This window comes from Actinacidiphila cocklensis, assembly GCF_907177275.1.
In the GTDB taxonomy this organism is placed as follows: domain Bacteria; phylum Actinomycetota; class Actinomycetes; order Streptomycetales; family Streptomycetaceae; genus Actinacidiphila; species Actinacidiphila cocklensis.
This window is the reverse complement of record NZ_CAJSLV010000057.1, coordinates 1-22,944: the sequence shown is the minus strand read 5'-3', so window position 1 is coordinate 22,944 and position 22,944 is coordinate 1. Positions and strand designations below refer to the sequence as shown.

Genomic DNA, 22,944 nt, shown 5'->3' with positions numbered 1-22,944 from the left:
CCCGTGCTGGCATACTAAGCAGTCGGTCACACAATCCGGAAGGGCCGGACCCGCCTGGCGGCGTAGCTGATGCGTATTCACCCACCAGGGGGATGGACGCCGCCCGGGCCCGCCGGGATGATGCGCGCAGAGCGGACATTCGCGGGCCTTTCGGCTGTCGCCGAGGGGGTGTTTCCGGCGGTCGCCGGGCAAGGGGGAGCCATGGCCGTGGCCAGTGTGCAGCCGTACTGGGACCTGACCTTCGACACACACGGCGACGCGGAGCCCGCGCAGCGCGACGCCCTGCTGGCGCACGCCGGGGAACTCACCGACCTCGTGCTCTTCGCGCACGGCTGGAACAACGACCTGTCCACCGCGTCGGCCCTCTACGACCGCTTCTTCGCGCCCTTCCCCGCGCTGCTGGCCGGCACCGCGGGCGTACGCCTCGGGTACGCGGGGGTGCACTGGCCCTCGATGCGGTTCTCCGACGAGCCCATCCCCGACTTCCCGCACGCCACGGCCATCGCCGCGGATCCGCTCGGCGCGGACATCGCCGCGCTCAAGCGGGTGCTGCCGGGGCACGACGCGGCCGCCGACCGGATCGCGGAACTGCTCGCGCTGCAGCCGGACGACCCGGCGGCGATCGAGGAGTTCGTGTCGCTCGTCCGCACGCTGACCGGCTGTACGTCGCCGCAGGCCGCGCTGCTCGCCCAGGACGCCGGCGAGGACGGCGCCCCGCCCGAGCTGCTGACCGGCGACCCGGCCGCCGTGTGCGAGGCGCTGGGCGACGCCGTAGCGGCCGTGCAGGGCGAGCAGGGCGAGCAGGCCCTGCTGGGCGGGCTGGGGAGGCTGGGCAAGAAGGTCTGGTCGGGGGCCAGAGAACTACTGCGGCAGGCCACGTACTTCGCCATGAAGGGCCGCGCAGGGACGGTCGGCAAGGCGGGACTCGGGCCGCTGCTCGGCCAGTTGGCCGCCCGCGCACCAGGCACCCGGGTGCATCTGGTCGGGCACAGCTTCGGCGCCCGGCTGGTCTCCTTCGCCCTCGCCGGGCTGCCGCCCGAGGCCCGCAACGTCGCCTCCGTCACCCTGCTGCAGGGCGCCTTCTCACACTCCGCCTACTCCCCCGGCGGCGCGCTCGCCGGCTTGCAGGCCCGGGTCAACGGCCCCGTGGTGGCCTGCCACTCCTCGCACGACCAGGCACTCGGCGTCTTCTACCCGCTCGCGTCCCGCCTGTCCGGCGACGACAGGTCCCTGCTGGGCGACGACCGCTGGGGCGCCCTGGGCCACGACGGCTTCCACGGCCTGTCCGGCGCCCCCGCACTGCCCCTCTCCGCGGCCCTGGCCGCGGCCTTCCCCGCGTCCTGCGTCAGTGTCGACGCCTCCGCCGTCGTCCGCGCCGGCGGCCCCCCGTCCGGCGCCCACAGCGACATCTGCCACCCCCAACTGGCCCACCTCACCCTCCACGCAGCCACCCTCCTCTGACCGCCCCACAGCCCCTCTGCGCAAGAGGGAAACCCCTCAGGGGCGCGTGGGGGTACCCCTAGGTGAAGCTCTGGGGGAGAACCGCGCAACCGCAGCGCCACCCGGGGAGGGAGGGGCAGGCGCAGCCGAGACCGCGCCCACCCCCTAAGGCCCAGCGCCTAGCGATGCGCAGGGAATTCGACCACCTGCTGATACGTCGGCCGGTTCTGCCAGCTGATCCGGTCGTCCGTGACGCCGCCGAGCGGACGCTGGACGATGGAGTCGGCGCACCACTGGTCCCCGGCCCCGCACCCGTCGTCACCCGGGTAGACGGTCGTGGCCGGCACGGCAGCCGCCTGCTTGAGCGCGTTCAGCAGCACGTCGCGGCACGCGGCCTGCTGCCCGCCGCCGCAGTACGTGCGGGCAAGCGGCCCGGCCACCTGCCCACCCAGCACCTGCCGTATGTCCTTGTCGACATAGCTCCACCATCCGTACTGGAAGGCGCTGCCTGCGTGCGACCCGGTCGGCCCGTGCCCGGCGGAGGGCGACTCGTCGACCGCGAGGTCGGCGGTGAACGCCGTGTAGAGGCCGCCGCCCAGGCCCGGCTGGAACTCGCCCTGGACGAGCAGCGGCCACCACGCGTCCATGACGCGGACGGCGTCGGCGTTCGCGTAGGTGTGGGAGCCGGCCGACGTCTCGTGGCGCTTGGCACCCGCCGCGCTCCAGGCGGTCAGCTGCTGTACGGCGGTGGCCTCCTGCGGGTCGGTCACGGGCGCGCTGTTGATGACCTGGAGCAGCTCCGGCAGCACGTCCTCGCCCCGCAGGTCGGTCAGGGCCGCGTCGTCCATCGCCTTGACCAGGGCCGACCTGGTGACGCCGCCCGTGCGGACCAGGGCCTTGACGCGGTCGTCGAGCAGGTCGGCGCGGTGGACCGCGCCGTCGCCGAAGCCCGCCGCGGTGTATCCGGCGGCCTGCTTGTTGTTCCACGACACGTAGTAGTCCTGGTCGACGGACTGCGGGTGCTGCGAAGGCGGCGTGTAGGACGCGGTGTTGGTCGCCGGGTCCCAGCCGCGCCAGTCGTACGCGGCCTGCGCCCAGACCGGGAAGGACGCGTCGACGCCGCCCGCCCGCACCGGGTTGGTGCCGCTGTTGTAGTACGCGGTCTGCCGCGAGTCCGCGTAGAACCAGTTGAAGGTGTAGTTGATGTCCTGCGTGGCCTTCTGGAAGGACGCCGCGTCATGGACGAAGCCGGGGTCGTTGAGTTCCTGGAAGCCCAGGATCGAGTCGGCCTCGTGTCGGTAGGAGCTGCGCAGCTGCGTGTAGGCGACGGCCTTGCCGCCGACCGTGGCGCGGTATTCGACCGGGCCGTAGGCGGTCCGCCAGACCTGCATGCGGTAGGAGCCGGCCGCGGTGGAGTCGGCCAGCGTCGACTTCCAGGAGTTGGTGCGCTCCAGCTTCTCCATGGCGACGCAATTGCCGTGGAAGACGTAGTGCGTGGCGTCCTGGCACAGCTCCACGGCGTAGGTGTCGGTGACGTCCTGGGACGCGGAGGTGGCGCTCCATGCGTAGTCCTGCCCGCGGCCCAGTTCGACGTACATTCCCAAGCCGGCGAAGGAGGCGCCGCGGGCGCTGATGCCGGGACCCTGCAATTCCTGGAGCATCAGCAACTGCGGGGCGAAGTAACCGGTCTGCGGGCCGAAGACGGCGACCGGGTGGCCGCTCGCGGTGTGGGCGCCGCTGACGACCAGGGCGTTGGACATGCCCTTCTTGGTCGAGAAGAGGTTGCCCGGCAGCACGCCGGGGCTCGCGGTGCCGGCGAGCGTGGCGCCGCCGGTGGCGTCGTAGACCAGCGGCTCGGCGACGACCGAGCCGGGGTCGGGCAGCGCCTGGCCCTGGGCGACGGCGGGCTTGCCCGCGTAGGGGAAGCTGGTGCCGTCGTGGACGGTCGCGGTGGCCTCGGGGTCGTCGCGTTCGCGGAAGGACTCCCAGACCTTGGTGCCCTCGGTGACGCCGTACTGCTGCTGTGCGGCCAGCAGGGACAGCGCCGACTGCACCTCGCCGCCGCCACCGGTGCCGAACAGCGCGCCGACGACCGAGGCGAGTGCGATCAGGTCGGTGAGCTTGAACGGGTCTATGGTGCCGGCGTTGGTGATGGCGTCGACGTGCCCGGTGAGTACGTATTCGCCGGGGAAGTACCGGCCGTTCTTCGACGCGGTGATGTACGCGTTGATTCCGTCGACGTAGGCCTGCGCGTCGGCGAGTGCCTGCTGCCCGCGGGCGCCGCCGGAGTTGGCCAGCTGGTCGATCTGCGTCTGGAGGTCGGCCTCGGTGTAGGGCGCCTGCTTCCAGAACTCCTGCTCAAGGCCGCGGTTCGCGGCGGCGCCGCCGGCGAACGACGACAGCTCGCCGCGGCCGACGTGCCGGAAGAGGTCCATCAGCCACAGCCGGTCCTGCGCGGCCGCGTATCCCGCACCGAATTCGGTGCCCTGCCGGGTGGTGCCCTTGATGTGCGGCACCCCGGTGTTCTTGTCCCGGGTGATCGTCACGTCGGACCGCGGACTGGAGATCGAGGCGATCTGGCTCGGCGGTACGCCGAAGGACGAGTCGTTGAAGAAGGACGTGATGGTGGCGTCGGTGAGGTTCTGGTACCCGTTCGCGAGGTCGGCGTACGGGCCGAGCTGGTCCGAGGTGTGCGCGGGCCGGGTGCCGAGCGCCTTGTTCGCCAGGATGTCGGCAAGGGTGGCGTTGCCGTTCTCGCCTGGCGGCAGGATGTCGGCGCACTGCCCTGCGCAGTAGTCGCCCGGGTCTGCGGCGTGCGCTGCCAGTGGCACCGGGGCCACCAGGGTCGCCGCTAGCGCCAGCAGGGCGCCTGCGGTGGCCGTTCTCAGCGTGCCGATCCTGCCGATCCGTCGTGGGGTCCGTAGCGGCATGTCTGCTCCTTCCGGAAGCCGGTGCGCGGAGGTTACCGCCGGTACATCGACCCCGGAAGATGAACATGCGTCAGGTTTTCGGATTCCTCACAACTCGGCTCGTTCCGGCCACCGCGCGCAGCACGGCCCGCGGCGGCCGCCCTCAGCCCGCCGCGCGCAGCACGAACACGCCCCAGCCCAGATACCGGCGGTTCCACTCCAGGTGGGTACGGCGGCCGTGGTCGAGGAAGTCGCGCATGTCGGCCGCGTCGGGGTGGTCGGCCGGGGTGTCGCGCAGCCAGTCCGCGATCGCGAACCACTGCTCAGCGGCGTAGCGGTCCCAGCTGTCGCCGTCGGCGAGCACCATCTCCAGCAGGTCCATGCCCGCCGCCTCGAAGCGGTCGAGGGTGCCGACCAGCGAGGTGAAGTCGTCGGCCTCGGCGCCGATCGCCTCCAGCGCCGCCTCGGGGGCGGGTTCCGTCCAGTACGGCTCGCCGATCAGCATCAGGCCGCCGGGCCGCAGGGCGGGGCGCAACAGCTCGATCGTGCCGGCCAGGCCGCCGCCGATCCAGGTGGCGCCGATGCAGGACACGACGTCGAAGTCGGCGGCTTCCGCCTGGTATTTACCGGCGTCTCCGCGCTCGAAACTCACCCTTTCGGAGACGCCGAGTTCGGCCGCCCGCTCCCTGGCGGCGGTCAGGAAGACCTCGCTGAGGTCGACGCCGACCCCGCCGATGCCGTGCCGCTCCGCCCACCGGGTGAGCATCTCGCCCTTGCCGCAGGCCAGGTCGAGCTGACGCCGGCCCGGCTGCAACCGGCAGATCTCACCGAGCAGCATCAGCTTCTCCTCGGTGATGGGGTTGAGGATGCGGTGCCGGGACTCGGCGATCTCGTGGTGGCGCAGGCTCATACGGCTCCTCGGTCGGATGCCCGGCACTCCGGCCGGTGTGTCAGGCATCCTTCCGCAGCGCGTCCGCCGTGGCACGGTCGGCCGGCAGGAACGCCTCCAGTTTCAGCTCGGCAATGGTCACGTCGGCGGCGGTGGCGAAGACCGCGACTGTGGTCATCAGCCGCAGCAGCCCGCGGCCGGCGGACTCCAGCTCCATGGGCACGGTGAAGCCGAGCAGCGCCTCGGTGCCCGCCCCCTGCCCTGCCGCGGAACCGGGCGACGGCGTCAGCGGCGGTACATAGCCGGCGAGTTCGTCGTGCAGCGCGGCCAGCCGGTCGTCCGGATTGCGCCGCTGCTCCTCGCGCAGCGCCTCGATGACATGGAGCGCCCACTGCGGGAAGTTGCGGATGCGCGGCGCCATTCCCCTCGGGTGCAGCGCCAGCCGCAGGATGTTCTGCCGCGGGCCGAGCAGCGCCGGGTCGGCCCCCTCGGTCATCACGCCGAAGGCGGAGTTGGCGGCGACCAGGTCGCCGTAGCGGTCGACGACGATCGCCGGATACGGCAGATGGCCGGTCAGGATGTGGTCGAGCGCTTCGAGTGCCGGGGCGAGCGCGGGGTCGGTGAGGTCGCGCTGCGGGTGCACGGGCGCGTATCCGGCGGCCAGCAGCAGGCCGTTGCGCTCCCGCAGGGGCAGGGCGAGCGAGTCGGCGATCCTGGCGACCAGCGCGCGCCCCGGTGTCGACCTGCCGTTCTCGATGAAGCTGATGTGCCGCTGGGTGGTGCCCGCGCGCAGCGCCAGCTCCAGCTGGCTCAGCCGGCGGCGGCTGCGGCTGGCACGCAGGGCCTGCGGGAAGGGCTGCGGAGTGGGCGGGGCGAGGGTCCGAGGGGCGTTCACGGCTCCTTTCTAGCCCGGTCGGTGGGCAGCGGCCATTCCCTGCCGGGAATTGAGGCGATGCCCGGCTCGGCTCACGATCTGCGGCATGACAAGCGCGTTCACCGAAACCACGCAGACCCGCGAGGGCACCGGCCCCGCCCCGGACGGCCCCGCCCCGGACGCCGACGCCTCGGGCGACACCGTCCGGATGGGCGTCTTCGTCCCCAGCACGAAGGCCCAGTGGAGCGAGCACACCGATCCCCGGGAGGCGGTCGCCTTCGGTGTGCGCGCCGAGCGCACCGGCTTCGACTCGCTGTGGACCACCGACTCCCTGCTCACCCCGCGGCTGGAGGCGCTCACCGCGCTGGCCGCGCTCGCCGCCGTGACGGAACGGGTGACGCTGGGCACCGGCGCGCTGCTGCCCGCGCTGCGTACGCCCGTCCAGGCCGCACAAACCATCGCGTCGGTCGACCTGCTGTCCGGCGGACGGCTGGTGCTGGGCGTCGGCGCGGGCTTCCCCGGCCGCTTCGGGCGGCCGGTCTACGCGATGGCGGGCACTCCCTGGGAGAACCGCTTCACCCGGCTCGACGAGACGGTGGCGCTGTGGCGCCGGCTGTGGACGAGCGAGGGTCCGCTGTCCTTCCACGGCAAGGTGCTGCACTTCGACGACCTCCTGCCGGCCACCCGCCCCTTCCGCCCCGGCGGCCCGCCGGTCTGGCTCGGCGGCGCCACCCCCGCCGCACTGGCCCGCACCGGGCGGCTCTACGACGGCTGGCTGCCGTATCCCCCCGACCCGGCCGACTACGGCGCGGGGCTGGCCGCGATCCGGGCCGCCGCGGGCGGGGCGGGCCGCGCCGACGCCCCGCTGACGCCCGCACTGTTCGTGAACACCCTGGTCACCGACGCGGCGGACGGCGGGCGCGCGGCCCTGGACGCGTACGCGAGGGCGAACTACGGGCTGCCGGTGGAGGAGATGGAGAAGATCCAGGCGAACGCGGCGGGCACGCCGGAGGCGGTGGTGGAGCAGCTGGGCCGCTACGTCGCCCAGGGCGCGCGGCATCTGGTGATCCGGATCGCGGCCCCCGACATCCCCGCCCAGCTCGCCCAGCTGGACCGGCTGGTGGCGTTGCGGCCCGCGCTGAACGCCCTGCTCGCCGGCGTACCCGAGGCTCCCGGCGCAGCCGGTGGCGAAGGTCCGCGGCCGGACGCGGCGGGCGTGCGGCGCCGTTGACAGCCGGGGTCGCCGGAACCATGCTGAGCAAGCGCTTGGAAACCTATGGACCCCGGAGGCCCCGACCATGTCCCAGCAGCCCCGCGTCTTCGCTTCGCCCGACGAACTGCGGGCCGCCGTCGGCGAGCAGCTCGGCTGGACGGACTGGCTGGAGATCGACCAGAAGCGCATCGACGCCTTCGCCGAGGCCACCGGCGACCACCAGTGGATCCACGTCGACCCGGAGCGCGCCGCGGCAGGCCCGTTCGGCACGACCATCGCGCACGGCTTCCTGACGCTGTCGCTGATCCCGTCGCTGACCCCGCAGCTCTTCCGGGTCGAGGGCGTGCGGATGGGCGTCAACTACGGGGTCAACAAGGTGCGCTTCCCCTCCCCCGTCCCGGTCGGCTCCCGGCTGCGCGCGACCGCGGTGGTGGCCGAACTGACCGAGGCGGGCGGCGGCCTGCAGCTGGTCACCCGGGTGACCATCGAGCGCGAGGGCGGCGACAAGCCGGTCTGCGTGGCCGAGACGGTCGCACGCTTCTACCTCTGACCGCCGCCGGCCGGCCGCCGAGCCGCTACCTCTGACCCGGGCCGACCATCCGCAGCACGAGGTCGGCGTAGAGCGCGCCGACCTCGTCGGGCGTACGCCGGCCGGCCGGGTTGAACCAGCGGGCCACGTCGATGCACAGCGACAGCACGGCCAGCGTCGTACCGGACACCTCCGGCACGTCGAACTCGCCGGCGGCCACACCGTCGGCGATGATCGTGCGGATCGCGTCCTCGCTCTGCCGCCGCAGGACGACGATCTCGGCGTAGTGGTCGGGCGCGAGCGCTCCGAGTTCGTACTGCACCACCCGCCCGGTGGTGTGGTGCTCCGCGTGCCAGCGGACGAAGGCCCGCACCGCCGTGGCGAGCCGGTCGGCGGCGGTGCCGCCGCCGTCCCGCGCCTCGCCGAGCATGGCGAGCGAGCGCTGGTGGCCGACCCTGCTGATCTGGTAGAGCAGCTCTTCCTTGGTCTTGTAGTGGATGTACAGCGCCGCCGGGCTCATCCCGGCCCGGCCGGCGATGTCCCGGGTGGTGGTGGCGTGGTAGCCGCGTTCCGCGAACGCCTGCACCGCCGCGACCACCAGCCGCCTGGCGGCGTCGGGGGTGATGTCCTCCCACGCCTCGCCGGTTGCCGCCTCGGCACTCATCGCACGCTCCTCTGACCCGGTCGGTTGACAGGGTCACACCCTACCTGGCGGGTGAGCAAGCGCTTAGGGCCTGCGGCCTTTCCGCCGCCTCGCCCGGCCTCCCCTCAGAAGGCGGACACGCCGGTGAGCGACCGGCCGATCAGCAGCTTGTGTATCTGGCTCGTGCCCTCGTACAGGGTCATGACCCGGGCGTCCCGCAGCAGCTTGCCCACCGGGTACTCGTCGATGTAGCCGTAACCGCCGAAGACCTGGAGCGCGTTGTTCGCGCAGCGCACCGCCGCCTCGCTCGCGTGCAGCTTCGCCACCGACGACTCGGTCGCGAAGGGCAGCCCGCGGTCGATCAGGTCGGCGACCTGCCAGGTCAGCAGCCGGGCGGTGGCCACGTCCACCGCGATGTCGGCCAGCAGCTCCTGTACCAGCTGATGCCCCGCGATCGGCACCCCGAACTGCTCGCGCTGCCCGGCGTAGCCGACCGCCGCGTCCAGGCACGCCTGCGCGATGCCGACACAGCCGGCGGCCACCGACATCCGACCCTTGGCCAGCGCCGACATCGCCACCGAGAAGCCCTTGCCCGCCGGCCCGAGCATGGCGTCCGCCGGCACCCGTACGCCGTCGAGGACGAGCTCGGCCGTCGCCTGGCCGCGCAGGCCGAGCTTGCCGTGGATGGCACGGCGGGTGAGGCCCGGCGTGTCGGCCGGCACCAGGAAGGCGCTGACGCCCCGGTGCCCGTCCTGCGCGCTGCCGGTGCGGGCGAAGAGCAGGACGACGTCGGCCCAGGTCCCGTTGGTGATGAAGGTCTTGCCGCCAGTGATGACGTACGCGTCCCCGTCGCGGACCGCGCGGGTGGTCAGGTTGGCCGCGTCGGAGCCGGTGCCGGGCTCGGTGAGGCCGAAGCAGCCGATCGCCTCGCCGGAGGTCAGCCTGGGCAGCCAGGCCCGCTTCTGCTCCTCGGTGCCCCAGTGCGCGACCGACTTGGCGACCAGGCCGAGGGAGACGGACACGATGCCGCGCACGGACGAGTCCGCCCGGCCCAGCTCCTCGGTGACCAGGCAGTAGGCCAGATGGTCGCCGCCGGAGCCGCCGTACTCCTCGTCGATGGTCAGGCCGAGGAAGCCGACCGCGCCGAGCTTCTTCACGACGGCGCGGTCCACGGCCTCCGCGCGGTCCCACTCCGCGGCGTGCGGAGCGACCTCGCGGTCGGCGAAGTCCCTCGCCAGGGCCTTGATGTCGGCCTGTTCCGCGGACAGCCCGAAACTCACTGCCATATCCGCACCCTCATCCGCACGCTCTCGTGTGCCATCTGTGCCATCTGTGCCGTCCAGCGGTCCGGCACCTAAACTACCGCCGCTAGTTTTCGGCGGGGAAGCCTCTACTATGTGCCGCATGGCCCGCCCCCGCAAGCCCCTGCTCAGCCGCGACCGCATCGTCACAGCGGCGCTCGCGCTCGTCGACGGGGAGGGCCTGGCCGCGCTGTCCACCCGGCGGCTGGCGGCGGAGCTGGGCGTCAGCGGCCCTTCGCTCTACAACCACTTCGCCACCAAGGAGGCGATCCTGGACGCGGCCGCCGACGCGGTGGTCGGCCAGGTCGACCTGTCGATGTTCAGCGGCGGCCGGGACTGGCGTCAGGCGCTGCTCGACTGGGGCCGCTCCTATCGCGCGGCCCTGAGCGAGCACCCGAACATCGTCCCTCTCCTCGCCACGGGACCCGGCCTGCGCCCGGCGGGACTGCGGATGGCCGACGCCGTCTTCGGCGGCATGGTGGAGGCGGGCTGGCCGCCGGCCCAGGCCACCCGGATCGGCGCGCTCATGCGGTACTTCGTCACCGGTTCCGCGCTCGGCTCCTTCGCGGGCGGCTTCGTGGGCGACGCGGACGCCTACGACCCCGCCGACTACCCGCACCTGGGTCAGGCGCATCTGCTGGCCAGGAACCGCGAACGGGTCGACGAGGGCGCCTTCGAGACCGGGCTGCGGGCACTGGTCGACGGGCTGGCGCTGCAGTTCGCGGACGCGCGGCAGGGCGGACGGCCCGGCGGGCAGCCGGACGGGCGTGCGGACGGGCAGCAGGACGCTTGGCCTGGCAGGCGTGCGAACGGGCAGTCGGACGCGGGCAATAACGGCTGACGTCCGGTCGGTGGCGGCTGACAGGATGGCGCCATGTCGACACCGGATTCAGCTCAGGCGGGCACGCGACGGCTCGTCCAGGTCAACTACCGCAAGTACGACGGCTCCCTGCACTGGAACCTGCGCATGCACCGGCTCGGCGAGGACGAGCACGGCATCTGGCTCGGCCTGCCCGCGGACAGCGTGATGCGCAAGGGCCACAACCCCGAGATAGCGATGGCCGAGGCGCATGTGCTGCTCTTCCCGCGCGAGGCGTGGTGGACGGCGGCCTTCAACGCGGCGCCGCGCAGCACCGAGATCTACTGCGACATCACCACCCCGCCGCAGTGGCCGTCGCCGGACGAGGTCACCATGGTCGACCTCGACCTCGACGTGCTGCTCAGGCGCTCCGCGCCGGGGCCGATCCTGGTCGACGAGGACGAGTTCGCCGAGCACCAGGTGCACTACGGCTATTCGGCCGACGTCATCTCCTCGGCCCAGGAGTCGGCGGGCTGGCTGATGGACGCGATCGCGGCGGCCCGCGGCCCCTTCGACGGGGTCCACCGGGGATGGCTGGCGATGGTCGGCGGGGCGGCCTAAGGGCTCCGCAGGGCGGCGGCGGGCGCTCAGAAGACGACCAGCGCCCTGCCGCCGCGACCCGCGGTCATCGCCTCGAACGCGGCGGGGATGCCGTCCAGCCCGATGTGTTCGGTGACCATGCCGGACAGGTCGAGGCGGCCCTCGCGGACGTGCCCGGCGAGCACGGGGAGATCCTGCGCCGGGTCGCAGTTGCCGTACACGCACCCGGACAACGTCCGGCCGAAGTAGAACAGTTCCAGCGCGGAGAAGGTGACCTTCTGGTCCTGGCCGCCGATGCCGACCACGGTCGTACGGCCGCCGCGCCGCGTGGAGGACCAAGCGGTGCGGATGGTGTCGGCCCGGCCCACGCACTCGATGGCGACGTCGGCTCCGTGGCCGCCGGTGAGGCGGCGGACCTGCCGGGCGGTGTCCTCGCCCGCGACGACGAAGTCGGTGGCGCCCGCGGCCCTGGCCAGCTCCTCCTTGCCGGGGGCAACGTCGACGGCGACGATCCGCTCCGCGCCCGCGATCCTGGCGGACTGCAGCACCGCGAGGCCCACCCCGCCGACGCCGTAGACGGCCACCGACTCGCCGGGGCGTACGGCGGCGGCGTGGTGGACCGCCCCGTAGCCGGTGAGCACCGCGCAGCCGAGCAGGGCGGCGTCGGTGAGCGGCACTCCGTCGGGCAGCGGGAGGACGGCGCCGGCCGCCACGACCGTCTCCTCGGCGAAGACGGCGGTGCCCAGGCCCGGGTGGAGCGCGCTGCCGTCGGCGGCGAGGGTGGCGTAGGGGGTCGCGGCGGCGTTGCCCGAGTTGGCGCACAGCCACACCTCGCCGAGCCCGCAGAAGTGGCAGCTGCCGCAGGCGGGCGCCCAGTTGAGCACCACCTTGTCGCCGGGGGCCACATGGCCGACGCCGTCGCCGACGGCGGTGACGGTGCCCGCGCCCTCGTGGCCGAGTACGGCGGGGACCGGCTGGCGCAGGGTGCCGTTGGACAGCGAGAGGTCGGAGTGGCAGACGCCGGCGGCGGCCAGCCGTACCCGCACCTGGCCGGGACCGGGCTCCGGCAGGTCGATCTCGGTGACGACCAAGGGTGCGTTGACGGCTGGCAGGACGGCTGCGCGGACCACGGGGTCTCCTGATCGGTTCGGCGACGTGTCGGTGGGGCGTCTTGTCGGCCCGGGCGGGGCTCAGGGGCGGTCCTCGGCAGTCCCGGGCCGCCCCGGGCCTCCTCTGGTGTCAGAACTGCAGCGACTTGGTCTGGAGGTATTCGGCCAGGCCGTGCGCGCCCAGCTCGCGGCCGACGCCGGACTGCTTGTAGCCGCCGAAGGGCGCCAGCGGGTTGAAGCGGCCGCCGTTGATGTCCACCTGGCCGGTGTCCATCCGGCGGGCGAAGGCGACGGCGGACTCCTCGTCGGCACCCCAGACCGCGCCGGCCAGCCCGTAGACCGTGCCGTTGGCGATCCGCAGCGCGTCCTCCTCGTCCTCGTAGCGGATCATGACGACGACCGGGCCGAAGATCTCCTCCTGGGCGATCGCCATGTCGGGCCGCACGTCGGCGAACACGGTGGGACGCACGTAGTAGCCGGTCTCCATGCCCTCCGGGGCGTCGGGGCCGCCGGCCACGATCCTGGCGCCCTCCTCCTGCCCGCGCCGGATGTAGCCGCGCACCCGGTCGCGCTGCCTGGCGTTGACGACCGGGCCGAGCCGGTCGCCCGGCACGTACTTCGCCGTGGCGGCCGCGGCAATGGCGACGGCTTCGTCGTAGCGCGCGGCGTCGACCAGCATCCGCGTCCAGGCGCTGCAGGTCTGGCCCGAGTTGGCGAAGACGTTCGCCAGGCCGACGTTGACGGCGCGGGCAAGGTCGGCGCCCGGCAGGATCACGTTCGCCGACTTGCCGCCCAGTTCGAGGGCGACGCGCTTGACGGCCGCGCCCGCCGTCGCACCGATCTGCCGCCCGACTGCCGTGGAGCCGGTGAAGGACACCAGGTCCACGCCGGGATGCTCGGCGAGCGCCTGGCCCGCGACCGGGCCGAGCCCGGTGACCAGGTTGAAGACCCCGGCGGGCAGCCCCGCGGCGGCCAGGATGTCGGCGAAGAGCTGCGCCACCAGCGGGGTGTCCTCGGCGGGCTTGAGCACCACGGTGCAGCCGGCGGCGAGTGCGGGGGCGACCTTGGCGACGATCTGGTGCAGCGGGTAGTTCCACGGCGTGATCGCGCCCACCACGCCGACCGGCTCCTGGAGCACCCGTGAATTGCCGACCCGCTCCTCGAAGGGGTGCGCCGCGGCCAGTTCGGCGTAGGAGGCCATCACGGCGGTGGGCAGGTCGGCGTGCACGGCGGTGGCGAAGGCCGGCGGCGCACCCAGCTCCGCGGACACGGTGGCGGCGATCTCCTCCCGGCGGGCGGCGAGCAGGTCGCGTGCCGCGGCCAGGACCGCGGCACGCTCGGCGGGCGGGGTGGCCGCCCAGCCGGGCAGCGCGGTACGGGCGGCCCGTACGGCGGTGTCCACGTCGAGCGCGGTGCCGGCCGGGACCCGGCCGATGACCTGCTCGGTGGCCGGGTCCACGACGTCGATCGTGCCGTCGCCCGCGGCGGGCCGCCACCGGCCGTCGACGAAGACCGCCTCCTGCCCGCGGTAGATCCCGCCGCCGCTCCCCCGGGCCGCGCCGCCTGCGCCGCCCGCCACGTCCGACCTGTCCGTGCCGCCGCCGTCAGCCATGCCGTCCACCTGCCGCCCTCCGAGTCGCCACTGCGTCCGACGCCCAAACTAGCGCCGATAGTTTTAGGTTGCCAGGGTCCGTCGCGTGCCCTGGGTCACCTGTGCGCCACGCACGGACGAAAGCCGCCCGGACGTACGTGCGCCCGCCGCACCGGCTGCGGACGGAACGGTCAGCCGGCCGGCTCCACCTGTATCGGGAAGCCGTTGAGCACCGCGGTGCCGGACAGCGGGTCGAGGCGGCTGCCGTCCAGCAGCTGGTTGACGTTGGCCCCCGGCTCGCGCGAGGCGGCGGTCAGCCGGGTGCCGGTGCGGTCGTGGCCCCAGCCGTGGGGCAGGCACACCACTCCGCGGCGCAGCGTGTCGGTGATCTCCACCGGGGCGGTGATCTCGCCGCCGTCGCCCTTGATGCGGGCCAGCGCGCCGTCCGCCAGGCCCAGCCGGGCGGCGTCCTCGGGGTGCAGCTGGGCGGTGCAGCGGTTGCTGCCACCGGTCAGGACCGGCACATTGTGCATCCAGCTGTTGTTGGACCGCAGGTGGCGCCGCCCGATCAGGACCAGCGACCGCCGCTCGTCGCCACCGGCCACGGCCGCCAGCAGCCGCGGTACATCCCCGGCGATCGGCGCCGCGGCCAGCTCGACGGTGCCGGAGGCGGTGCGCAGCACGGCGGGCAGCCGGGAGCCCAGCGGCCCCAGGTCGATGCCGTGCGGGTGGTCGAGGAGCGTGGCCAGGGTGAGGCCGTCCAGCTCCGCGCCGAAGCCGTCGCCGTAAGGGCCCAGCCGCAGCATCAGGTCGAGCCGCCGCTCGTAGCCGGTGCGCCCGCCGAGCAGTGCGGCCACGTCCGCGGGGTCCCTGCCGTGGACCGGCGAGTCCGCGTCCGCGGTCTCGGAGCCGAGCCTGCGCATCACCGCCTGCCCGTCGACGAGTGCCGGGTCGGCGTCGGGGCCGCCCTGGCCGAGGACGGCGAGGATCAGCCGCGCCAGGATCTCCGGTTCGTCCGGTGTACCGGCGGCGAGCGGGACGGCGGGCGGGCTGTAGCGGACGGTGTTGCGGACTGCGAGGGTGCTGAACGCGAAGTCGTAGTGCGCGCTGCGGGCCGGCGGGGGCGGCGGCAGGACGACGTGGGCGTGCCGTGACGTCTCGTTGAGATACGGATCGACGCTGACCATGAAGTCGAGCCCGGCCAGCGCGCGGTCCGTGCGCAGGCCGTCGGGTGCGGAGAGCACCGGGTTGGACGCGACGACGACCAGGGCGCGCAGCCGGCCCTCCCCCGGCGTGTCGATCTCCTCGGCGAGGGCGGCGGCGGGCAGTTCGCCCTTGACCTCGGGGTGTCCCGACACCCGGCTGTGCCAGCGCCCGGTGGTGAAGCCCCGGCCGGGACGCGGCGGCCGCGGCGCCCTGGCGGTGGCCGACAGCGGGAACATCGCGCCGCCCGGCCGGTCGAGGTTCCCGGTCAGCGCGTTGAGGACGTCGACCAGCCAGCTGGCCAGGGTGCCGAACTCCACGGCGGTGCTGCCCAGCCGCCCGTAGACCGCGGCCCGCTCCGCGGCGGCCAGTTCCCGCGCGAGGGTGCGGATGTCCTCGGCGGGCACGTCGCAATATGCGGCGACGGACTCGGGGGTGAAATCCGCGGCCATGGCGCGGACTTCCGCCACGCCGCTCAGATGCGGTGCAAGCTCGCCCGGGTCGGCGAGGCCCTCGGCGAAGAGCACCTGGACCATGGCGAAGAGCAGCGCCGCGTCGGTGCCCGGCCGGGGCGCGACATGGCGGTCGGCCGCCGCGGCGGTCCTGGTGCGGTTGGGGTCGACGACGGTCAGCCGGCCGCCGCGCCGCCGCAGCGCCTTGAGCTTGCCGGGGAAGTCCGCCGCCGTGGCCAGACTGCCGTTGGAGACCAGCGGGTTGGCACCGATCAGCACCAGGTGGTCGGTGCGGTCGAGGTCGGGCACCGGGATCGCGTTGGGGTCGCCGAAGAGGTAGCCGCAGCTGACGTGCTTGGGCATCTGGTCCAGGGTGCTCGCGGTGAAGACGCTGCGGGTGCGCAGCGCGGCGACCAGCTGCGCCGGGTAGAGCCCGCCGGCCATCGTGTGGACGTTGGGATTGCCCAGGACGACGCCGACGGCCTCGCCGCCGTGCTCCGCGGTGACCGCGCCGATGCCCGCCGCGACGGCCTCGAACGCCTCGGCCCAACTCGCCTCCACCAGGCGGCCGTCCCTGCGCACCAGCGGGCGGGTGAGCCGGTCGGGGTCGGCGTCGAGCGCGCCGAAGGAGGCGCCCTTCGGGCAGACGAAGCCGGCGCTGAAGACGTCGTCGCGGTCACCGCGGGCGTGCGTGACCCGCTCCTGGTCGATCGTCAGGACGAGGCCGCAGGTGGCCTCGCACAGTGGGCAGATACGCAGAGCGGTACGGGTCATCGGTGACTCCCCTGGACGGCGACGGCACTGGCGCGCGTTCGTCCCCGACACTACCGACCGGTACTGACATCGGCACCGCCCGGAGCGGCGGACATCGGTACGCCGTCGTGCGGTCGGCGGTGGCCGAGGCCGCCGCGGGTCAGTCGAGCACCGTGGCGAGATAGGCCAGGACCAGCTGCTTGGCCTCGGCGACGACCCGGGGGTCGCCGTCCGGGTCGGTGCGGAAGGCCAGGTGGAGGGCGGCGTCCGCGGCCTCGACGGCGATCACCAGCGCGAGCCGCAGCCGGGGGTCGGCGGGGTCGGTGGTGAGCCGGTCGCCGAGCAGTGCGGGCAGCCGGTCGGCGAGGTCGTGGTTGGTCTCGCCCGGCACCCCGAAGTCCAGCAGCGCGAAGCCGGGCGCGGTGCGCTTCATCGCGGTGTACTCCTCGACCAGCACCTCGACGGCCGCACGCCAGCCGTCACCGGTGTCCGGCCGGGCCAGCCGCGCCGCGGTCCTGTCGAGGAAGTCGTCGAGATTGCGGTGGGCGAGCGCGTCGGCCATCGCGCGCTTGTCGGCGAAGAAGCGGTAGACCGAGCCGATCGGCACACCGGCACGGGCGGCGACCGCCCTGGTGCTGAGCCTTTCGTAGCCCGCCTCGTCCAGCAGTTGGGCGCACGCGTCGAGGATTCGCTCCAGCCGCTCGGTGCTGCGCCGCTGCACGGGCGCGCGTCGCAGCAGCCCGCCGTCGGCGCCGGACGCGCCCGCGGCGCCGGCCACCGGTCAGCTCCCGGCGGCGAGCGCGTCGAAGAGCCTGCGCAGGTCGGTGAGCGCCTCGGCCAGCGCCGCCTGCGGGTCGGCGGCCCTGACGACGGCCATGGCGCTCTCGCTCAGGCCGCCGTAGAGCATCGAGGTCAGCGGGTCGGCGGGGCGGTCGGGGATGGCGCCCTTCCTGATGGCCCGTGCGATGCCCTTGTAGGTCAGCTCGCGGCAGTTGACGCCCAGGTCGCGCATCGCCTCCCAGCCGAGCGCGCCGGGCGCGTCGAAGAGGGTGATCCGCTGCACCTCAGGGTCGAGGGAGGCCTCCAGGTAGGCCCGGGAGCCCTCGAAGACCGCTTCCCACGGGTCCGCGGCGACCGCGAGGTAGGCGCTGCTGATCCGGGCGGCCAGGCGCTCCTGCTCGCGGGTGTAGACGGCGCTGAAGAGCTGCTTCTTGCCGGCGAAGTGGTGGTAGAGGGCGCCTTTGGTGACACCTGCCCGCTCGCAGACGGCGTCGAGCGAGGTGGCGGCGTAGCCGGCGGTCGCGAAGAGCGCCCGCGCGGCGGCCAGCAGGTCCTCGACGGTCGCGTCGGAGCGTTCCTGCTGCGTCGGGCGGGCGCGCGGCTGCCGTCCGGTGCCGTCTGCCGCCGCCGTACGCGCTGTCGCCACGGCCACCCTCCTCTGCCGGCCCGCGGCGCCGCCCGCAGCGGTGCCGCCCTGCCCCCGTCCTCGTCGATGTGCTGCCCACCCTAGCCAAAGGCGGTGCTTGACATCCACATACCTTCGGTATGTATGTTTCATACCGTCAGTATGTTTCTGTCGCCAAGGCAAGGACTGCCATGTCCTCACCCACGTCCACCTCCCCCGCACCACCCGCGGCAGGGCAGCCGTCCCCGTCCGGCACCGGCGTGCGCCCCGGTGTCGTCCTGCTGCTCAGCGCGGGGGCGACCTTCATCGCCTTCCTCGACACCACCGTCGTCAACGTCGCCTTCCCCGACCTGGCGCGGAGCTTCCCCGCCGACCGGGTCTCCGACCTGTCCTGGGTGGTCAGCAGCTACGCGGTGCTCTTCGCCGCGCTGCTGACCCCCGCGGGCCGGATCGCCGACGCCTTCGGACGCAAACGGCTCTTCCTGTCCTCGCTGGCCGGCTTCACCGTCACCTCCGCCCTCTGCGCGTGCGCGCCGAACCTGCCGTGGTTGATCACCGCACGCGCCCTGCAGGGCGCGACCGCGGCGGGCATGATCCCGGCCGCGCTCGGCCTGCTGCTCGCCACGACCCCGCCGCAGCGGCTCCCCGCGGCAATAGGCGCCTGGGGAGCGGCCGGCTCGCTGGCCACCGCGGCAGGACCCGCGCTCGGCGGCGTCCTGGTCGACGTCTTCGGCTGGCGGGCGGTCTTCCTGATCAACGTGCCGGTCGGCGCGGCCCTGGTCCTCGCCGGAATCCGCGGCCTGCCCGAGAGCACCGGAGCCCGGAGGCGGCTCCCCGACCCGCTGGGCACGCTCGCGGTCACGGCGGGCATCGCCCTGCTGGTGCTGGGACTCACCAAGGGCAGCGACTGGGGCTGGACCGAGGCGGCCACGGTGGCGAGCGTGGCGGGCGGAGCGGCCCTGATCGCCGTCGCGCTGGTGCGCTCCACCCGCCATGCCGCGCCCGCCGTCGAGACAGCCCTGTTCCGCAACCGCACCTTCGCGACGGCCTCGACCGCGGCCGCCTTCACCGGCGCGGCGCTCTTCGGCTGGCTGCTCAGCAGCCCGCTGTTCCTGACCACGGTGTGGCACTACTCGGTGCTCAAGGCCGGCTTCGCCGTCACGCCCGGGGCGCTGACCTCGGCGATCGCCGCCGTGGCAGTGGGCAAGCGGGCCAAGCCGCACCACCTGCCCGCGGTGGTCGGGGTGTCCATGGCCGCTTTCGCGGCGGTGAGCGTGTGGGCATATCTCGGCCTGGGTGCGGACACCCGGTTCCTGGCGCTGTGGCTGCCGATGGGCCTGATCGGCGGCGCGGCCTTCGGCGCCACCCTGACCGCGCTGTCCACCGCGGCCGCCAGGTCGCTGCCGCCCCAGCAGTTCGCCTCGGGCGTCGGCATGACCACCACCGCACGGCAGTTGGGCGGCTCCCTGGGGGTGGCGGCCACCGCGTCGGTGATCGCCGCGCACGGGATCGCCGGACCGCAGGCGTACCGCGACGTGTTCCTGACCTGCGGCGCGGTGGCCGCGGTCGCCGCCCTGGCGGGCCTGGCCATGGCCCGCACCCTGGTGAAGGAGTCCTGAGGTGATCCACGAACCGAGCACCCCGCGGCTCGCCGCGACCGGCTGGGCGGCCGCGTATCCCGCCGAGGCCGCCGACCCGCACTGCCTGGGCGAGGACGAGGGAGGGGAGTTGCTGCGCGGCGCACCCTGGCGGCGCTTCGCCGTGGTGGGCGACAGCCTGGCCGAAGGCCTGGGCGACCCGCTGCCCGGCTACCGCGCGGCCTCCTGGGCGGACCGGATCGCGGAGGCGCTGCGCTCCGCCGCACCCGACGCGGTGTACACCAATCTCGGCCTGCGCGGCCTGACCACCGCGCAGGTGCGCGCGGAACAGGCGGATCGCGCCGCGGCCTTCGCACCCGACCTGGTCGCGGTGGTCTGCGGCGGCAACGACCTGCTGCTGCCCGGCTTCTCCCCCGCGGCCGTCACCCGCGAGATGGACCTGCTCTTCGACCGGTTCGCCGCCCCCGGCACCACGCTGCTCGCCTTCGCGCTGGCGAACGTGGCCGCCGCGGTGCCCGAACTGCGCGGCGGGCCGCTGGAGCAGGGTGTCGCGCTGCTCAACGGCATCGTCCGCGGGTCCGCGGAGCGCCACGGGGCGGTGCTGGTCGATATGTACGACCACCCGGCCGTCGGCGACCGCGACCTCTACTCCGCCGACCTCGTCCACGCCACCGCCCGCGGGCACGCGGTGATCGCCGCGGCCACGATACGGGCGCTGAGCAGGCGGATCGCGACCGGTGGGGAGAGTTGTCCACAGGCCTGAGGCGGGGGTTGCCGTCCTGATTCCTATGGTTCAGCATAGGAATCAGGACGACGACGCGGGGAGCGCACCATGGACATCAGCCTGGACGGCAAGGACCTCGACTACTCGGCGGGCTTCGGAAACGAGCACAGCAGCGAGGCCGTGCCCGGCGCACTCCCGGTCGGGCGCAACGCACCGCAGCGCGCCCCCTTCGGGCTGTATGCCGAGCAGTTGAGCGGTACCGCCTTCACCGAGCCACGCGCGCACAACCGGCGCAGCTGGCTCTACCGGGTCCGCCCGTCCGCCGCGCACCCCCCTTTCCACCGGGTGCCGAACGGGTCGCTGCGCAGCGGTCCCTTCCAGGACGTCGAGCCCGATCCCAACCGGCTGCGTTGGGGTCCGCTGCCGCTGCCCGAGGCGCCGACCGACTTCGTTCAGGGCCTGGTCACCGTCGGCGGCAACGGCGATGTGCTGCGCCGCGAAGGCATCGGCATCCACTGGTATGCCGCCAACCGCCCCATGCGGCAGCGGGTGTTCTCCTCCTCGGACGGGGAGTTCCTGATCGTGCCGCAGCAGGGCGCGCTGCTGCTGCGCACGGAGTTGGGGGTGATGCGCGCCGAGCCGGGTCACGTCGCGCTGATCCCGCGCGGCGTCCGCTTCCGGGTCGAACTGCCCGACGGCACCGCCCGCGGCTACGTGTGCGAGAACTACGGGCGGCCCTTCCAGCTGCCCGAGCTGGGGCCGATCGGCGCCAACGGGCTGGCGAACGCCCGGGATTTCCTGGCCCCCGTCGCCGCGTACGAGGAGGGGGACGAGGAGACCGACGTCATCAACAAGTTCGGCGGCAACCTGTGGTCGGCCCGCTACGACCACTCGCCGCTCGACGTGGTCGCCTGGCACGGCAGCCACGTGCCCTACCTGTACGACCTGCGCCGCTTCAACGTGCTGGGCTCGATCAGCTACGACCACCCCGACCCGTCGATCTTCACCGTGCTGACCTCGCCGTCCGACACCCCCGGGCTGGCCGGTGCGGACTTCGTGGTCTTCGCGCCGCGCTGGCTGGTCGGCGAGGACACCTTCCGCCCGCCGTACTTCCACCGCAACGTGATGTCGGAGTTCATGGGCCTGGTCGAAGGCGCCTACGACGCCAAGGCCGAGGGCTTCGTGCCCGGCGGCGCCTCGCTGCACAACATGATGTCGGCGCACGGCCCCGACCGGGCGACGTTCGACCGGGCCAGCACCGCGGAGTTGACACCGCAACGGGTCGACGACGGGCTGGCGTTCATGTTCGAGACCCGCTGGCCGGTCGTGCCCACCGAGTTCGCGCTGTCCGCGAGCCACCGGCAGCAGGGCTACGACACGGTGTGGGAGGGACTTGCGAGAAACTTCCAACTGTGACGTCCGTGACCTCCTTCGCCCCCGACTCCGTGGTCCTGAACCGCAAACTGCCGCTGTGGTACCAGGTCTCCCAGTCGCTGCGCGCCTCGATACTGGGCCGCCGCCCGGACGACCCGCTGCGGCTGCCGACCGAGGACGACCTCGCCGGGCACTACGGCGTGAGCGTGCTCACCATGCGCCAGGCGCTGAAGGAGCTGGAGGAGGAGGGCCTGATATCGCGGCATCGCAGGCGCGGCACCTTCATAGAGCCGGCGGCGCTGCGCGGCGCACCGGTCAAGCTGCTGGGATCGGTCGACGCGATCGTGGCCCAGCAGTCGGGCGGGCACACGGCGGTCCTCCAGCACGGCCCGGCGGCGCTGCCGCCCGAGGTGGGCGAGCACTTCCCTGATCTGGTCGAGGCGGTCGCCTACCGGCGGCTGCGCTGCGACGAGACGGGCGAACCCACCAACTGGGCGGAGAACTTCGTCCGGCCCGAGCTTGCCGCCAGGATCGATCTGGCCGACCTGGAGCGCTGGCCGATGACCAAGGTGCTGCGGGACGTACTGGGGGTGCGGATCAGCCGGATCACCGACACCGTGGAAGCGCGGCTTGCCGCCCCGGAGACCGCCCGGCTGCTCCAGGTGCCGCTGCTGAGCCCGATCCTGCACTACACGGGAGTCACCTACGACGAGTCGGGGCGGGCGGTGGACGTGGTGCGCATCCACTACCGCGGCGACCGCTTCTCCTTCACCGTCACGATGGAGGCACCCTGAGCGGCGTCAGTAGCATGCATGCGGTGAGCGACGACGCGCCTTTGCTGCACGATCTGATGCCGTGGTCCGTGCGCCCGCTGCGCATCGGCCGCGGCTGGCCGACGGCCCCCGACGCCGCCACGCTGCGGGACCGCTGGGCGCTGTTCACCGCGGCGGTCGGCGAGGCGGAGCGTACGGCGCTGCTGCACCCCACCCGGGCACGCGGGCTGCACACCCGGGTCGCCCAACTGCCCGGCCACCGCACCCCGACCACCGCCCTGGCCGGGGAGGACGGCTCCTGCCCCGAACCTGTGGAGATCCAGCACGGGGCCTACGACCGGCAGTGGCTGATACCCGACCACCGGCTGATCGACGCCGCACGGCCCGAGTTGTGGCGGGTGCTCGACGACCGGCAGGTCTTCGCCGTCGAGCAGCCCTGGCTGCCCGACACGCACGAGCCGGCCGTGGCCTTCAGCGCGCTGCTGCCCGACGGCAGCGTTCCCGCGGGCCGCCCTGGCCGGATACGCCCGCTGTTCCGGCAGCCGGGTGGCAGGGACCCCAACCTCGCGCCCGGTCTCGCCGAGTTGCTGTCGACGCGGCTGACCGCCGAGGTCACCGCGCAGGACATCGCGGCCTGGGTCGCCGCCGCGGCGAGGCCCGCCCCCGGCGGCTGCGAGGTGCCGCTGCCCGCCGACCCCGGCGACTGGCGCAGCGGCGTCGCGCTGGGCCGCCGGCTGCTGTGGCTGCACACCCGCGGCGCCCGGC

20 protein-coding genes are annotated in these 22,944 nt (G+C 73.6%); 10 read left to right on the top strand and 10 right to left on the bottom strand.

Annotated elements, in window-relative coordinates; translation table 11 throughout:
• Positions 1-201: 201 nt before the first annotated feature.
• On the top strand, positions 202-1,461 hold the full coding sequence (locus NFU81_RS18245; protein ID WP_251491145.1) for a serine-threonine protein kinase: 1,260 nt from the start codon (positions 202-204) through the stop codon (positions 1,459-1,461).
• A 158-nt stretch (positions 1,462-1,619) separates the two neighbouring features.
• Here NFU81_RS18245 and NFU81_RS18240 read toward each other — a convergent pair whose 3' ends face one another.
• From NFU81_RS18240 to NFU81_RS18230, 3 genes are all read right to left on the bottom strand, one after another.
• Positions 1,620-4,370: a penicillin acylase family protein gene (locus NFU81_RS18240; RefSeq protein ID WP_251491143.1), complete on the bottom strand. Its 2,751-nt coding sequence runs from the start codon at positions 4,368-4,370 to the stop codon at positions 1,620-1,622.
• Between the two features lie 142 nt (positions 4,371-4,512).
• A complete protein-coding gene (locus NFU81_RS18235; protein ID WP_251491141.1) occupies positions 4,513-5,259 on the bottom strand; it encodes an SAM-dependent methyltransferase in 747 nt (248 codons plus the stop codon).
• 40 nt (positions 5,260-5,299) lie between these two features.
• On the bottom strand, positions 5,300-6,133 hold the full coding sequence (locus tag NFU81_RS18230) for an MmyB family transcriptional regulator (RefSeq protein WP_251491139.1): 834 nt from the start codon (positions 6,131-6,133) through the stop codon (positions 5,300-5,302).
• Positions 6,134-6,218: 85 nt separating this feature from the next.
• Here NFU81_RS18230 and NFU81_RS18225 point away from each other — a divergent pair, with 85 nt between their 5' ends.
• Entirely contained in the window at positions 6,219-7,343 is a 1,125-nt protein-coding gene (locus NFU81_RS18225) for an LLM class flavin-dependent oxidoreductase (protein ID WP_251491137.1), read from the top strand.
• Positions 7,344-7,410: 67 nt separating this feature from the next.
• Positions 7,411-7,875 carry a MaoC family dehydratase gene (locus NFU81_RS18220; protein WP_251491135.1) on the top strand — a complete coding sequence of 155 codons (465 nt, stop codon included), beginning with the start codon at positions 7,411-7,413 and terminating at the stop codon, positions 7,873-7,875.
• A gap of 25 nt (positions 7,876-7,900) precedes the next feature.
• On the opposite strand, the gene NFU81_RS18215 is transcribed toward NFU81_RS18220, so the two are convergent.
• Positions 7,901-8,518 (bottom strand): TetR/AcrR family transcriptional regulator, encoded by a 618-nt coding sequence (locus tag NFU81_RS18215; protein ID WP_251491133.1) that lies wholly within the window; start codon positions 8,516-8,518, stop codon positions 7,901-7,903.
• A gap of 104 nt (positions 8,519-8,622) precedes the next feature.
• On the bottom strand, positions 8,623-9,777 hold the full coding sequence (locus tag NFU81_RS18210) for an acyl-CoA dehydrogenase family protein (RefSeq protein WP_251491345.1): 1,155 nt from the start codon (positions 9,775-9,777) through the stop codon (positions 8,623-8,625).
• Between the two features lie 124 nt (positions 9,778-9,901).
• Between NFU81_RS18210 and NFU81_RS18205 the strand changes: the two genes are divergently transcribed.
• Complete coding sequence (locus tag NFU81_RS18205) at positions 9,902-10,639, top strand: TetR/AcrR family transcriptional regulator (protein WP_251491131.1); 738 nt, start codon at positions 9,902-9,904, stop codon at positions 10,637-10,639.
• Between the two features lie 33 nt (positions 10,640-10,672).
• Positions 10,673-11,218, top strand: coding sequence for a DUF402 domain-containing protein (locus NFU81_RS18200; protein ID WP_251491129.1), 546 nt, complete (start codon positions 10,673-10,675; stop codon positions 11,216-11,218).
• Between the two features lie 26 nt (positions 11,219-11,244).
• Here NFU81_RS18200 and NFU81_RS18195 read toward each other — a convergent pair whose 3' ends face one another.
• The 5 genes from NFU81_RS18195 to NFU81_RS18175 form a co-directional block, all read right to left on the bottom strand.
• Complete coding sequence (locus NFU81_RS18195; protein ID WP_251491127.1) at positions 11,245-12,327, bottom strand: zinc-binding dehydrogenase; 1,083 nt, start codon at positions 12,325-12,327, stop codon at positions 11,245-11,247.
• Positions 12,328-12,436: 109 nt separating this feature from the next.
• Positions 12,437-13,918 (bottom strand): aldehyde dehydrogenase family protein, encoded by a 1,482-nt coding sequence (locus NFU81_RS18190; RefSeq protein WP_251491125.1) that lies wholly within the window; start codon positions 13,916-13,918, stop codon positions 12,437-12,439.
• A 170-nt stretch (positions 13,919-14,088) separates the two neighbouring features.
• Positions 14,089-16,326 carry a molybdopterin-dependent oxidoreductase gene (locus tag NFU81_RS18185; RefSeq protein ID WP_251491123.1) on the bottom strand — a complete coding sequence of 746 codons (2,238 nt, stop codon included), beginning with the start codon at positions 16,324-16,326 and terminating at the stop codon, positions 14,089-14,091.
• Positions 16,327-16,465: 139 nt separating this feature from the next.
• Positions 16,466-17,083 (bottom strand): TetR/AcrR family transcriptional regulator, encoded by a 618-nt coding sequence (locus NFU81_RS18180; RefSeq protein ID WP_251491121.1) that lies wholly within the window; start codon positions 17,081-17,083, stop codon positions 16,466-16,468.
• A gap of 3 nt (positions 17,084-17,086) precedes the next feature.
• On the bottom strand, positions 17,087-17,731 hold the full coding sequence (locus NFU81_RS18175; RefSeq protein WP_251491119.1) for a TetR/AcrR family transcriptional regulator: 645 nt from the start codon (positions 17,729-17,731) through the stop codon (positions 17,087-17,089).
• A gap of 170 nt (positions 17,732-17,901) precedes the next feature.
• On the opposite strand from NFU81_RS18175, the gene NFU81_RS18170 reads away from it, so the two are divergent.
• The 5 genes from NFU81_RS18170 to NFU81_RS18150 form a co-directional block, all read left to right on the top strand.
• Complete coding sequence (locus NFU81_RS18170; RefSeq protein WP_251491117.1) at positions 17,902-19,329, top strand: DHA2 family efflux MFS transporter permease subunit; 1,428 nt, start codon at positions 17,902-17,904, stop codon at positions 19,327-19,329.
• Between the two features lies 1 nt (position 19,330).
• The gene (locus NFU81_RS18165; protein ID WP_251491115.1) at positions 19,331-20,071 is read left to right on the top strand and encodes an SGNH/GDSL hydrolase family protein; all 741 of its coding nucleotides are present in this window, start codon (positions 19,331-19,333) and stop codon (positions 20,069-20,071) included.
• A gap of 69 nt (positions 20,072-20,140) precedes the next feature.
• Positions 20,141-21,448, top strand: coding sequence for a homogentisate 1,2-dioxygenase (hmgA, locus tag NFU81_RS18160; protein ID WP_251491113.1), 1,308 nt, complete (start codon positions 20,141-20,143; stop codon positions 21,446-21,448).
• A 5-nt stretch (positions 21,449-21,453) separates the two neighbouring features.
• A complete protein-coding gene (locus NFU81_RS18155) occupies positions 21,454-22,200 on the top strand; it encodes a GntR family transcriptional regulator (protein WP_251491343.1) in 747 nt (248 codons plus the stop codon).
• Positions 22,201-22,214: 14 nt separating this feature from the next.
• Positions 22,215-22,944 (top strand): type ISP restriction/modification enzyme (locus NFU81_RS18150; protein ID WP_303657548.1); only part of this gene is annotated, 730 nt, incomplete at its 3' end.